This window comes from Kutzneria buriramensis (genome assembly GCF_003387475.1).
Classification (GTDB): Bacteria; Actinomycetota; Actinomycetes; order Mycobacteriales; family Pseudonocardiaceae; genus Kutzneria; species Kutzneria buriramensis.
The window spans coordinates 196,165-209,478 of record NZ_QUNO01000006.1; the positions used below are offsets into that span (position 1 = coordinate 196,165).

Consider the following 13,314-nt stretch of genomic DNA (forward strand, 5'->3'; position numbering starts at 1 on the left):
TCGTGTCGCTGTACTCCGTTGACACCAGGGCCTGTGAATCCTTGTCTTCCGATCCCTTGACGCGACGGGATCAGCTGGCGGCGTGGGGTGGATACCCGGTGAACGGGACAGGCTTCGTTGACTGGCCCCGTTCACCGGGCTGCTTTCGAGCCCGCGTCGAGTCACGATGCGCGCCGCGCCATGCGGCCAGGCTCGCCCGGCACGTCCGCACGATCTGCCTACTGGCCAGCGTCGGGGGGGCCTCACCGCAGCGCGGGCACGACAGCGACACAGTCCCGCTGAGCTCGTCGACCGCGATCAGCTGCGCGCACTCGCAGCGGCGGCACCAGCGGTGCCCGGTCACCGGGATGACGTGCAGTGGCGAGCTGACGCACTGGTGAACCCACCTCCGGTGCGACGGGCACGAGAGTCGCTCATGAGGAGACAGCCGCCCGAGTTCCTCGTAGCGGTCCTCGCGGTCAAGCACAGCGTCCAACCGCTCGGCAGCCGTGTGGATGCTGGTGACTGGCATTGCCCTCGCCTCGCTTCGATCGGACCTCTTACCGGTGTCCATCAGTGTGGATTCGGCCAGGACTCGACACAGCGGGACAACTACCTGATTCCTACCTGAGTCGATAGCGAGGTACGCGCTCAGCCAGGCGGGTGACCGCGATCCCCTCTGGCAGGTTCAGTCGAGACTACGAGGTCGCGCCGGGCTCGTCTCAGTCCGGTCGCCCGACTGTGTGCGGGGCTCCGGGGAGACCAAAGAACCCGACGCGTCGTCAAGCGATATCGGTTCTGGCCCGCATCGCCGAAGATAATGGTCCAGCCACGAGGCGGTCGGTCGCGGTGCCCGCCAGCGCCGGCGGCAGGGCCGACCAGGCGCAGCAGTAGACCGAGCATCACCAGGCAGGCGACGCCCACGGCGGTGCCGGTGGTGTGGTGGGCCAACAGGCCGTAGAGCGTCATCGCGGCTTCCCTCCTACGCAGCAGAGGGCACGGTATCCAGGAGGCCGCACCGGTGGCGTTTGTGGTGCTTCAGGGGGCCACTCCTGGCCAGTGGCGTCATGTTCCCCTGGTGTCGGGCGCGTCTCCTCTGGTTGAGTACCGCTCAGATCCGGGCACGCCCACGACGTGCGCCTGGATTGCGGGGTACCGGTCCGACGACATGCGGGTCGGGGGACCGGTACCCATCCGGGGCGAACGCCCAGGGCTGGGCGGGGGTGTGGCTGGTGGATCGGTCTTCTGGCTAGTGAGCCGTGCCGCTTCGGTGCTCGCGGCCTGCGGCGCGCGGAAGCCGATACTGAATCGTCTGGTGGTCGCGGGTGTTGGGTGATCCATGCGGCGCGTGGGGCGGTGGCCAGCTGGGCAGCGCTGTCCTGAGTGGATAGTCCGAGGCCTGCGGGTGCGGCGACCCGGTGTTCCCTGAAGGTCAGGGAGGACGGCCAGTGCGGGCTGGATCACGTGGCCGTTGGGTCGCTGGTGTCCTCGAGGGCGTAGTCGATGGCCTGGTCGAGAGTGAAGCGCGTGCCGTGCTGGAAGGCCGCGGTGAACCGCTCGTCCCCGAGGACGGTGCGAACCTGGTGTTCGCAGTGGTCGTGGAAGGAGGCAAGGTAGCGCGGGCCGGACGGTGGCGCCCCGGCGGAGCGCCAGACCGGGTGGGCGGCGCCGAGCAGCCGGGCGGCGCGGGTGTGCTGACCGTCGGCTCCCGCGATCCAGGCCAGCGTCTCCAGGTAGTGCGCGACAACCCATCGGTCGCCGATGTGCTGTGCGGCGGGGATGCCGTCCCGGATCAGTCGACAGGCCTCCTGCCGGTCACCGGACAGCCACCGACCGAGACTGAGCACCGCCAACGCGTAGGTCTTGGACGAGAAGGCGTCCCGGTTGTCGCACAGGGCCAGATGCGGATCCAGCAGGTACTCGGCGATCATGCCCGCGCCGACGCCGGCACTGGCCACCATGACCTGTTGCCACAGCGGCTGACGTGCCACCACGATGCCGTCGCCCATCAGCAACCACCTCTCCTTGCTCGCCTTTCGTCTCGTGTACCCGTGGCGCCATTGGGTACAGGCGTTTTGGGCGTCGAAGTGGGTATCCGGACGGTGTGGCGATGCACAGGCCGAACCCGCTGCAGTGGCTGCGTTACGCCTACGGTGGCCGACTGCCCGAGCGGTACCGCGAATGGGTGCTGTACGACGCGACCTGCCGCACGTGGCTCCTGCGATACGCCGTGCGTGTGGTCGTGGAGGCGCTGCCGTTGCTGGTCGCCGGCGTTGTCGTGCTGACGCTGCTGACGCCGGCCCCGCCGTTGGTGGTGCTGCCGGCGTTGGCACTGGGGCTGCTGATGAGCCTGTACTTCACGCTGACCAGCGCGGACGAGTTGATCGAAGCCCGCTTGGCCAGGCACGGCTACCCGCCGGGAACCGGCAAGGCGGTGCGGCGGCGCCGCAGCGAGGCATCCCGGGACCGATGAGTGCAGGCCCATCAGGCCGGTTTGGCGTGCAGGAGGGCACGGAGCCGGCGCAGCGGCCAGGTGTTGATGACCTCGTCGGTGGTGAGCCGGCCGCGTTGGTCGTTGCCGGCGCCGCGACGCAGGTTGTTCAGCTGGACGACCGATTGGGCGTCGGTGTTGACGGCGAACCGCACGCCATATCGGCGGGTGCGCAGGATGTGCTCGTCGGAAACTACGGGCGATCGGCACCGCCCTGTTGGACCCCGCCATGGGGTTCGGAGTGGTGCGGAGCACCACCCGCCGCTACCTGACCATGCTGATGGAGGGCCTGCTGTCCGTCACCGGAACGTAAGATTCGGTCGGGATCATCGCTCGCACGGCCCGTCGTTGGACGGTGACAGAGGGTCGGTCATGAGGGCCGGCGGCAGACGGGTGAGGTGGTCCGATGCGTGCGCTCCTGGCACGGCGCAATGTCGTTGTCCCGGCGACGGTTGTCGTGGTGGTGCTGGTCGCGGTGGGGCTGTGGGCGTTCCAGCCATGGAAGCTGTTCACCAGCAGCACCATCAACGAGCAGCTGGTGTCGAACACGAACGCGTTGGTGGGCAAGGGAACGTTCCGCTCGCTGGCACACGCGACCACGGGCCAGGCGGAGATCGTGAAGGCCACGGACGGCAAGTACACGGTGCAACTGAGGGACTTCGGCACCAGCGACGGCCCCGCGGTGCATGTGTGGATCACGGACAAGCCGCAGGACGCCGGCGACTCCGCCTTCGCCCAGGACGGGCACATCGACCTGGGTGCGCTGAAGGCCACCAATGGCAATCAGGTCTACGGCATCCCGACCGGCACGGACGTGTCGAAGTACAAGAGCGTGCTGATCTGGTGCGATCGGTTCGCGGTCGGGTTCGGTGTCGCCGGCCTCAGTGCCTAGGAATGCCCGGCGCCGGCCGCCCGGCGGGCACAGACGTCGAGGCGGCTAGCGCCCGCACGGCACGCTCGGACGTGTTGTGCAGTGGGCGTGGCGGTTCCCGGAGTGGCTGCGCCCGGCGGTCGGCGGTCTGCTGCTGGGCGGTCTGCTCCTGCTGCTGCCGCAGATGTACGGCGTCGGCTACCCAGTGCTGCAGAACGCCGTCGAGGGCAGGTACGTGCTGGGCCTGCTGGTGCTGCTGCTGGTGGTGGGCAAGATCGTCGCGACCAGCCTGACCATCGGCATCGGTGGCTCCGGCGGAGTGTTCGCGCCGCCGCTGTTCATCGGCGCGATGGCCGGCACCGCCTTCGGCGAGATCGCCCACACCCCGTTGCCGGGGATCGCCGGCTCGCCCGGGGTGTAGGGGCTGATCGGCATGGGCGCGGCGTTAGCCGGCGCGGCGAGGGCTCCGATCACGGCGGTGATCGTGCTGTTCGAGCTGACCGGCGAGTACACCATCATCCTGCCGCTGATGGCCGCGATCGTGATCGCCACCCTGGCCAGCCGAACCCTGAGCCGCGACAGCATCTACACCCTCAAGCTGCGCCGCCGCGGCATCGATCTGGGCGCCCGCCCGGAACCGGCGCTGCTGGCCGGCCGGACCGTCGAAGCCGTGGTCGAAGCCCTGCCTGAGCCGCTGGACGAAAAGACGGACCTGCGGACCGCCGCGTACGCGCTGGCCCTGTCCGGCCACGGAATCCTCCCGGTGGTCGGCGCGGACGGCCGTTACCACGGCTGCGTCACCGCGCGAGCGGTCGCGGAGGCGTTGGGCGACGAGGAATCGCACGACCACACCGTGGCGACCTGGCCGAACTGCCGCCCCTCTCACCTGCACATCGCCGCTGCGCGACGCGCTGGCGGCCTTAGTCAGCGCACAGGGCACCGGGCTGCCGGTGCTCGACGAGGAGGCGACCGAGTTGGTCGGGTGGCTCACGCACCAGTCCCTGCTCAACGTCCTCAACGCCGATTCCGTGGGGAGCGCGGCATGAAACTTGTGGAACGCAAGCCGACCGACATGCTCAGAGCCGTACTGAGGGCGCCGATCTGGTTCTATCGCAACGGCTTCGGCTGGCTGTTCGGTCATAGCCTGGCCTACATCGTCCACATCGGACGGAAGTCGGGCCTGCGGCGTGAGGTGGTGGCCGAGGTCGTGCGCCACAACCCGAGCGTGCCGGAGATCGTCGTGATCGCGGCCTGGGGGCGTGAGCCCGACTGGTACCGCAACCTCAAGGCCGCACCGGCCGCTGAGATCCGCTTCTCGGGCCTGCGTTGGGAAGACCCGAGCCATCGGTTCCTCGGCACCGCCGACACGTTGGCTGTGCTGCGGGACTACCGGCGGGCCCACTCGCACGCCTGGAAGGGGATCGCTCCGATCCTCGGCTTTCCGGTCGATTTGGACACCGAAGCCGTGCCCGACGCGCACGCGATCGCGTTCACCCGATGAATTCGTCTCGGTCGTCGTCCGTCACAACCAGCCGCGGCGGGCGGCCTCCATACCGATCTGGAACCGGGTGCGGGCGCCGACGCGCTGCATGAGTTCGTGGATGTGGCGTTGCACGGTGCGAATGCTCCAGTTGAATGTGCGGGCGATGACGGTGTCGGTGGCGCCACTGGCCAGCAGGCCGAGCAGTTGGCGGTCGCGGTGGGACAAGGGGGCCTCGCCAGCGCGGGACTCCCCGCGGTTGAGCGGCACCGCGCGGTCCCAGGTGGCCTCGAACAGCCCGGTGATCACGTCCAGCAGCGACGACCGGTGCACGAGGTAGGCCACGCCGTCGTGGAAGTCGGCGGCGGAGCTGACGATGGCCGTCTGGTCGTCGCTGATCACGATCTTGGCCGGTAGGATGGAGCCGACCCGAGCCCGCTCGCCGCTGCGGATGCCCTCCCAGATGTTGTCCAGCCGGCCGGGCAGGGCCACCGACTCCTGGTCGTAGACGACGCGGTAGGCGACGGTGCCGGCGGCAAGCGAGCGCCGCTCCTCCAGATTGGGGCCCTCGTCGCCGTGCTCTCCCGGCGACACGAAGTACGGCGGCTTGTCGAACGCCCGCACCTCCCGCTGGGCGGACCTCTGGATGCGCACGAACGCCCGGTAGATCCGGGCCGCGCCCTCGACACGTTCGACGTATTCGACGAGCTGTCCGGCGGCCATCTCGGCGTGGAAGGCATCGTCGAGTTTGTTCAGATGCTGTTGCAGCTGCCCAAGCTCGTGCTCCCGCTTGGCGATGAGCACCGAGCCGGCCAGTGACGGCTGCACCGCGTAGTACCGCGCCGGCCGTCCCGGCGTCCGGGTGACCAGGCCCCGGCCGACCAGGTTGCCCAGCGCCCGGGTGATCTTCGAGGTGGTCAGGTTGGTCCGGCCGGACAGACCCTCCACAGTGGACCGCCCGTGCATGATCAGCACCTCGTAGACGCGGGCCTCCACGTCCGGAATGCCGACCGCTTCCCACATCTGGACTCCCTGGCATCTTTGTGACACGTGTCGTAAAGCCGCTGCATTCCACTACTTGTCGATGCTGGCGCAACTATGACAGGTTCGGGAAGACGGACCCTGCCTGAATCCGTTGCCACCCCGAAGAAACAGGGGGAAACATCGATGAAACCCACCTCGTGGTTAACCCGGACGGTCGCCGCGCTCGCGGCCGCCGTCACGGCCGCGAGCGTCGCCGTGGCGTTCGGCGGCGCGGCGGCCGCGGCCACACCCCAGTACGTTCCCGCCGCGTGCAACGCGCTGACCGCCGCGCAGCGCTCGGCCGCGGTGCCGGTGGCGAGATGCTTCGCCGTCGGTGTGGCCGACGGCGCCGGCCGTCCGGCGGTCCGGTCGGCGGCGGCCGGACCGCCGTCGACGGCGCTGGGCCCGCAGCAGATCCGGTCGGCCTACCAGCTGCCGGACGCGGGCGCCGGGATGACCGTCGCGATCGTCGACGCCTACGGCTACGGCAGCGCTGAGGCCGACCTGGGCGTCTTCCGGTCGTACTACGGACTTCCGCCGTGCACCACGGACAATGGCTGCTTCACGAAGCTGGACCAGCGCGGCGGCACGAATTTCCCACCCGAGGACGGCGGCTGGTCGGTGGAGACCGCGCTCGACCTGGACGCGGTGTCCTCGGCCTGCCCCAAGTGCAAGCTGCTGCTCGTCGAGGGCGACACCGCCGACCTGGGCGACCTCGGCGAGGCCGTCGACACCGCCGCTAGCCTGGGCGCCGTGGCGATCTCCAACTCCTACGGTGTGGACGGCGAGATCTCCGTCGAGCAGGACTACGACAAGTACTACGACCACCCGGGCGTCGCGGTGACGGTGTCGACCGGCGACTCCGGCAACGTGCAGAGCTGGCCGGCGACCAGCCCGGTGGTGACCGGCGTCGGCGGCACCCGGCTGACGCCGGACGGCTCGGCCCGGGGCTGGGCCGAAACCGCCTGGGACTCCGGCGGTTCCGGCTGCTCGCTGTACGAGCCGCGCCCGGACTACCAGGCCGGCCTGGCCACCGCCTGCCCGAACAACAAGGCGTCGGCGGACATCTCGGCCGACGCCGACCCGGCGTCCGGCCTGGCCGTCTACAACACGCTGGGCCAGAGCGGATGGGCGCAGTGGGGCGGCACCTCGCTGGCCTCGCCGCTGGTGGCGGCCATGTACGCGCTGGCCGGCACGCCGACACCGGGCACCTACCCGGTCACCTACCCGTACCGGGACACGGCCGACCTCAATGACGTCACCCAGGGGGCCAACGGTTCCTGCGGCAACGTGCTGTGCAACGCCGGCCCCGGCTGGGACGGCCCTACCGGTTTCGGCTCCCCCAAGGGCATCGGGGCGCTGACCCTCGGCAAGACGGGCGAGATCGTCGGCAAGGCGACGGACAACGGCAACGGGACCGGCCTCGCCGGCGTGGCGATCACGGCCACGGCAGCCAACGGTGACCGGTTCTCCGCCACCAGCCAGACCGACGGCAGCTACGACCTGCACGCCCCCGAGGGCACCTACGACGTCACCGCGACCAAGTTCGGTTACGGCGACGCCAAAGTCACCGGGGTCCAGGTCACGGCCGGCGGCAAGGTGACCGAGAACTTCGCGCTGACGGCCAAGCCGACCCGGACCATCTCCGGCCGGGTCACCGACGGCTCCGGCCACGGCTACCCGCTGCGCGCGAAGATCACCATCGACGGCTACCCGAACGGCGCGGTGTACTCCGATCCGTTCACCGGGCGCTACTCGGTGGCCCTGCCCAACGGCACCAGCTACAAGCTGCACGTGGCCGCAGCCGACATACCCGGCTACAGCACGCAGGACACGACCGTCGCGCTGGGCGACCAGAACGTGACCCAGGATGTCCCGCTCAAGGTCGATGCCAGCACCTGCACCGCGCCCGGCTACGCCTACCACGAGGACGGCGCCACCGAGGCGTTCGCCAACTGGTCCGGCAAGACGACCAAGGACGGCTGGACCGTCACCGACGGCGTCGGCAACGGCCAGACGTGGGGCTTCGACAACGTCGGTGGCTGGGCCCCGCCGCCCGGTGGCGACGGGTACTTCGCCGACGTCGACTCCGACTTCTACGGCGAGGGCGGCCAGCAGGACACCTCGCTGGTCTCCCCGGTCGTCGACCTGACCGGCCGGGCCGACCCGGAGATCGGCTTCGACACCACCTACATCGGCTTCCCGGGCCAGACCGGATCCGTCGACCTCAGCCTCGACGGCGGCCAGACCTGGTCGACCGTGCAGCAGATGAACGGCACCATCGACCACGTCGACATCCCGATCCCGCAGGCCGCCGGCAAGTCCTCGGTGCGCATCCGGTTCCATTACACGGCGGGTTGGAGCCGCCGCTGGGAGGTCGACAACGTGCTGGTCGGTTCCCGGGCGTGCGCTCCGCTGCCCGGCGGTCTGGTCGCCGGGGTCGTGACTGACGCCAACACCGGCCAGCCGCTGACCGGGGCGACCGTCACCAGTGACGCGAGCAAGACCGACTTCGGTGTGTCGGCGGCGACGCCGGACGACGCCAACATCGGCGACGGCTACTACTGGCTGTTCAGCTCGCACACCGGCAGCGTCGGCTTCACCACCACGGACGGCCGGTACACGCCGAACGACAAGACGATCACGGTGCGGCCCGACGGCGTGCAGGAGGCGGATGTCGCGCTGAACGCCGGCCGGCTCACGGTCGACAAGTCGGCGGTCTCGGTCAGCGAGGAGCTCGGCGCGTCGAAGGACCAGACCGTCACCTTCGGCAACACCGGCAAGTCGCCGGTCCACGTGCATCTCGGTGAGACCGACGGCGGCGTGACGCCGGCCAAGGCCGCCGGTGCGCCGAAGACCGTGGTCAAGGCCAGCACGAGCATTGCGGCCTCGGCCGGCGGCGCCGCGACCAGCGGTGGCGTGCATCCGACGCTGCGGCAGGCCGCGCCGGCCGCCGGGCCGTGGACCGACGTGGCCGACTTCCCGACGGCCGTGATGGACGACGCGGTGGCCAACCACAACGGCAAGATCTACGCGGTCGGCGGCACCGACGGTTTCGCGCCGTCCAACGGCGCGTACGTCTACGACCCGACGAACAACGCGTGGAGCGCGCTCGCCCCGCTGCCGGAAGCGGTCAGCGCGGCCAAGGCCGAGTTCGTCGGCGACACGCTGTTCGTGGTCGGCGGTTGGAACCAGTTGGGTTCGACCAGCGCACACACCTACGCCTACAACGTCACCGCCAACAGTTGGTCTCGCGTGGCCGACCTGCCGGCGGCCGTGTCGGCGGCGGGCAGCGCGGTGGTGGCCGGCCAGCTGTACGTGGTCGGCGGTTGCACGACGAGCCAGTGCACGCCGATGTCGACGGCCGTGTACAGCTACGACCCGGGCAACAACTCGTGGACCAAGCAGCCGGACTACCCGACGGGCGCGGCGTTCATCGCGTGTGGCGGGGTGGCGGCCTCGGTGGTCTGCGCCGGCGGCATCGGCAACGGCGCGCTGACCAAGACCTACTCGTACACGCCGGGGAGCGGCAGCTGGACCCAGCGGGCCGATCTCCCGGTCGACGCGTGGGGTGCGGCGGCTGCGTCGGCCAACGGGCACCTGGAGGTCGTCGGCGGCGCCGTGAACAACGGGGCCGAGATCTCCAACCAGGGCTACGAGTACGACCCGGCCGGCAACGCCTGGACGGCGCTGCCCAACGCCAACAACGCCACCTACCGGGGCGGCGCGACCTGCGGCATCTACAAGGTCGGCGGCTCAACCGGCGGGTTCAACGCGGCCCAGTTCACCGAGAACCTGCCCGGTTACGGCGACTGTGGCGGCGACGTGCCGTGGCTGTCGGAGAACAAGACCGACTTCGACGTGGCGCCGGGCAAGACCGTCAGCGTGCGGATCACCGCGGACTCCTCGGCGGTGTCGCAGCCCGGCACCTACCAGGGTCTGCTGTTCGTCAGCACCGACTCGCCGTACGCCAGCGTCGGTCCGGTCAAGGTGACGATGACCGCCACCCCGCCGGCGGCGTGGGGCAAGATCGCCGGCACGGTGACGTCCAGCTCCGGCACGCCGATCGCCGGGGCCACGGTGGCGGTCTGCACGATGTACAACACCAAGACCGGCACGTGCGGGCCGACCACGTTCACGCTGAAGACCGACGGCCAGGGCAAGTACCAGCTCTGGTTGAACAAGGGCTTCAACCCGCTCCAGGTGATCTTCGCGAAGGACGGCTTCACGCCGGTCATGAAGATCGTGAAGGTGCAGAAGGGCGAGACGGTCACGACGGACGTCACGCTGGCGGGCAACAGCGCCTTCGGCACGGCCAGGACGCAGCAGTACCTCAACGACACCATCAAGAGAAGCAGCTAGAAGGGCAGGCCGACGCCGCCGCCGTCACCGCGTGTTCGCGGTGACGGCGGCGGGGTCGGCCGTTCCGGTGGCGTTCGGGTGGTACGGATACGCGGGCGGCTCGCGCCGGTTTCGTAGGCCAGAGAACGTCGACAGCCTGGCAATCTCCTGTCGCCGCGTCCGGTTGATCACTCGACATACCGTGCGATCAACGCTGAGGCCGCGATGGCCGACTCTCGTTTGGCTGTCCCGAGCGGGTCCGCCAGGTCGCTCAGCACGCCTTCAGTGAGAAATACTGCGTGGCCGTGGGCGCTGGCGGCGATGGCTAGGACCAGCCGGTGCGCCCGGTGCTCGTCGTTGCACAAGGCGCGGGCCGGCGCGGACAGTTCGGTGAACAGCGCCTGGCCGGCCGCGGCGAGCTCGGGGAAGCGAGCCTTGTTCAACCCGGCGGCGAAGGTGAGCTCGAACAGGGCTGGCTCGTCGGCGGCGAACTGGACGTAGGCGGTGGCGAACGCCGCCAGTTGGGTGCTGGCATCGGTGTGTTCGGCCATGGCGGCGCGGTAACGCTGGCGTTGGTGGGTGTAGGCCCGCACCGCCAGGGCGGCCAGCAATGCGTCGCGGTCGGGGTAGTGCTTGTACGGCGCGGCCACGCTGACGCCGGCGCGACGGCTGGCTTCGGCCATGGTCAAGCCGCTGACGCCCTTGGTGGCCACGAGTTCCAGCGCGGCCTTCTCCAGAGCATGGCGCAGGTCGCCGTGGTGGTGGCCGCTGGTCCGCTTGACGTTCTTTGGCATGGAGCCAAGGTCAGGGGCACTTACCTGGTTAGTGCTATTAACCTTGTCTTGAGAAGGTCATCGTGCACTCCATTCTCTTCCACAGCGAGATCCTTGCCCGCGTGCACGACAACGTGCGGCCGGAGGCGGTGAAGGGCTGCGCACCGTGGCAGCCACTATGATCACGCAGCCGACTCGACGACGCGGAGGACGACCGATGACGGATCTGCCAGCCTGGGTGCCGCCCGGCGTCGATCTGAACACCCCGAGTGCGGCACGGGCCTACGACGCACTGCTGGGCGGCGCGCACAACTTCGAAGCGGATCGGGAGTTCGCCCGCAAGGCCGAACAGGTCTTTCCCGGCGTCGCCGCCTCCTGTCAGGCCAACCGGGCCTTCCTCCGCCGTTCGGTGTGCTTCCTGGTCCGCAACGGCGTCCGACAGTTCCTCGACATCGGATCGGGCATCCCGACCGTCGGCAACGTCCACGAGATCGCCCAGGCGGCCGATCCCACCTGTCGGGTGGCGTACGTGGACAACGAAGACGTGGCCGTCCAGCACAGCAAGTTGATATTGCAGGACAACGCCGGCGCCACCGTCGTTCGGGCCGATGTCCGCACGCCGGGCGACATCCTGGACGCTCCCGAGATCCGGCGGCTGCTGGATTTCGACCGGCCGGTCGCCGTCCTGATGCTGGCCCTGCTGCACTTCATTCCCGACTCCGACGATCCCGCAGGCCTGGTCGGCCACTACCGGAAGGCGCTGCCGCCCGGCAGTTACCTTGCGATCACGCACGCCACCGGCGATTCCCGGCCCACCGAGATGCGCGCGTTGGAGAAGCTGTACGCCACCAGCAGCAACCCCGCGGTCGCCCGCACCACGGAATGGATCACCAGCCTGTTCGACGGGTTGGAGTTGGTGGAGCCCGGCACGACCTATGTGCCGGAGTGGCAACCTGACACTTCGCTCGATGTGCCTTCACATCCTGAGCACTACATCTTCTTCGGCGGCCTCGCCCGCAAGCCCGAGTAGGCGCAACCGGACGCGGGCCCGAGATACTTCAACCAGGTGACGGGCCCGCACCCAGTCCACACAGTCCCACGTCCATTGCACAAATGCGGCTCAGGTGCAATTCTGAACGAGAAACTGAATCGGGATTTGAGACGCTACACGCCGTGTAGGATCTCGCCGCTGACGACATGTCGATCTTGGCTGGCCGGGGAGTGCGAACCGCGACCCCGTAACGGGTTTCCGGCTCTCGCGGGATTTGGGTCCACTGTGGATGATGGACTGAAGATCGCCGGCGGGTCTTCTTCGACCGTCGGGACGACAGGATTGAACCTGCGACCCCTTGACCCCCAGTTGAATCCTGAGCCAACGGCGTGCTCATGCCCGTTCTTCAAGCTCACGTCCAAGTGTACTTGCCACAGTAGAGGAGTCTGCGATTTCGTTGCCATGTGCGGTTCAAGTCCGGTAGCTGGTTTCGGCAACCTGAACGAAGCTACGCACCAGTGGGCTCCGGCTGGTCTTCGGCCAGGCCACGACGATCTCACTCGGCGGGCGGTCGTCCAATGGGACGACGACCAGCCCGGCCGGCAGTGGTTGGTCGACGGGGGCGAGTGCTGATGTCCCGTTCCATACGACTGCCTGTACGCACTCCTGAACCGTTCGCATGACCGGCGAGTCATCGTGCGTTCCGCAAGTCCAGTAGGCCGTCCACACAGGGTCGGCGCCATCCGGCAGCCGGACCCACCGGCGGTCGACCAGGTCGCCTGCCGACACCGAACGGCAGTGGGCGAGCGGGTCGTCGTCCCGCATCAACACCCCGACCGGAACCGCGCGCAGCACGCGTGTGCTGATCCCGGTGCTGTCGAACGGCGTCCGGGTCAGGGCCACGTCGACCAACCCGGCCCGCAGTCCCGCTGTCGGGTCGCCGAGATCGGCTTCGTGGATGCTGACGTTCACATACGGGTGACGGTCGCGGAAAAGCGGGACCAGCCGGCCTCCGGCGTGCTCGGCTGTGTCCGCGAGCGTCCCGATCGTCAGGTTCGCCGCTGCCGCTGCGCTCACCCGGTCGGGAATTCGGTCGGCCTGTCCCAGTAGCGCGGCGGCTTCGTCGTAGAGCACTGTCCCGGCGGCGGTGAGGGTGACGCCCTTGGGGGTGCGCTCGAACAGGATGGCACCGAGTTCGTCCTCGAGATGTCGGATCGCCCGGCTCAGCGGCGGCTGCGTCATGTGCAGGCGGCTCGCTGCCCGGCCGACGTGACGCTCTTCGGCCACCGCGACGAAGTACCGGAGTGCGCGCAGATCCACTCCGTCACGATACCCGCGCGGTATCGAGTCGACGGAAATGGTCTT

General features: G+C 69.1%; 10 protein-coding genes and 1 pseudogene. 6 read left to right on the plus strand and 5 right to left on the minus strand.

Annotated features, from left to right (window positions below; translation table 11 throughout):
* Nucleotides 1-1,439 precede the first annotated feature (1,439 nt).
* Nucleotides 1,440-1,988: a hypothetical protein gene (locus BCF44_RS18980; protein WP_116175655.1), complete on the minus strand. Its 549-nt coding sequence runs from the start codon at nt 1,986-1,988 to the stop codon at nt 1,440-1,442.
* Nucleotides 1,989-2,089: 101 nt separating this feature from the next.
* Here BCF44_RS18980 and BCF44_RS18985 point away from each other — a divergent pair, with 101 nt between their 5' ends.
* On the plus strand, nt 2,090-2,452 hold the full coding sequence (locus BCF44_RS18985) for a DUF5313 family protein (RefSeq protein ID WP_116176002.1): 363 nt from the start codon (nt 2,090-2,092) through the stop codon (nt 2,450-2,452).
* An 11-nt stretch (nt 2,453-2,463) separates the two neighbouring features.
* On the opposite strand, the gene BCF44_RS55535 is transcribed toward BCF44_RS18985, so the two are convergent.
* Entirely contained in the window at nt 2,464-2,625 is a 162-nt protein-coding gene (locus tag BCF44_RS55535; RefSeq protein ID WP_170217608.1) for a hypothetical protein, read from the minus strand.
* A 251-nt stretch (nt 2,626-2,876) separates the two neighbouring features.
* On the opposite strand from BCF44_RS55535, the gene BCF44_RS18990 reads away from it, so the two are divergent.
* From BCF44_RS18990 to BCF44_RS19000, 3 genes and pseudogenes are all read left to right on the plus strand, one after another.
* The gene (locus BCF44_RS18990; protein WP_116175656.1) at nt 2,877-3,362 is read left to right on the plus strand and encodes a DM13 domain-containing protein; all 486 of its coding nucleotides are present in this window, start codon (nt 2,877-2,879) and stop codon (nt 3,360-3,362) included.
* 76 nt (nt 3,363-3,438) lie between these two features.
* Nucleotides 3,439-3,846, plus strand: a pseudogene (locus BCF44_RS58970) (chloride channel protein); the annotation flags it as partial.
* Between the two features lie 567 nt (nt 3,847-4,413).
* On the plus strand, nt 4,414-4,842 hold the full coding sequence (locus tag BCF44_RS19000; protein WP_246015338.1) for a nitroreductase family deazaflavin-dependent oxidoreductase: 429 nt from the start codon (nt 4,414-4,416) through the stop codon (nt 4,840-4,842).
* 21 nt (nt 4,843-4,863) lie between these two features.
* Here BCF44_RS19000 and BCF44_RS19005 read toward each other — a convergent pair whose 3' ends face one another.
* Nucleotides 4,864-5,844: a helix-turn-helix domain-containing protein gene (locus tag BCF44_RS19005; protein ID WP_116175658.1), complete on the minus strand. Its 981-nt coding sequence runs from the start codon at nt 5,842-5,844 to the stop codon at nt 4,864-4,866.
* Nucleotides 5,845-5,988: 144 nt separating this feature from the next.
* On the opposite strand from BCF44_RS19005, the gene BCF44_RS19010 reads away from it, so the two are divergent.
* Nucleotides 5,989-10,206: a carboxypeptidase regulatory-like domain-containing protein gene (locus BCF44_RS19010; RefSeq protein WP_116175659.1), complete on the plus strand. Its 4,218-nt coding sequence runs from the start codon at nt 5,989-5,991 to the stop codon at nt 10,204-10,206.
* A 167-nt stretch (nt 10,207-10,373) separates the two neighbouring features.
* On the opposite strand, the gene BCF44_RS19015 is transcribed toward BCF44_RS19010, so the two are convergent.
* Nucleotides 10,374-10,979, minus strand: coding sequence for a TetR/AcrR family transcriptional regulator (locus BCF44_RS19015; protein ID WP_116175660.1), 606 nt, complete (start codon nt 10,977-10,979; stop codon nt 10,374-10,376).
* 196 nt (nt 10,980-11,175) lie between these two features.
* Here BCF44_RS19015 and BCF44_RS19020 point away from each other — a divergent pair, with 196 nt between their 5' ends.
* Nucleotides 11,176-11,988 carry an SAM-dependent methyltransferase gene (locus BCF44_RS19020; protein WP_116175661.1) on the plus strand — a complete coding sequence of 271 codons (813 nt, stop codon included), beginning with the start codon at nt 11,176-11,178 and terminating at the stop codon, nt 11,986-11,988.
* Between the two features lie 432 nt (nt 11,989-12,420).
* Here BCF44_RS19020 and BCF44_RS19025 read toward each other — a convergent pair whose 3' ends face one another.
* A complete protein-coding gene (locus BCF44_RS19025) occupies nt 12,421-13,269 on the minus strand; it encodes a LysR family transcriptional regulator (RefSeq protein ID WP_116175662.1) in 849 nt (282 codons plus the stop codon).
* Between the last annotated feature and the right edge of the window lie 45 nt (nt 13,270-13,314).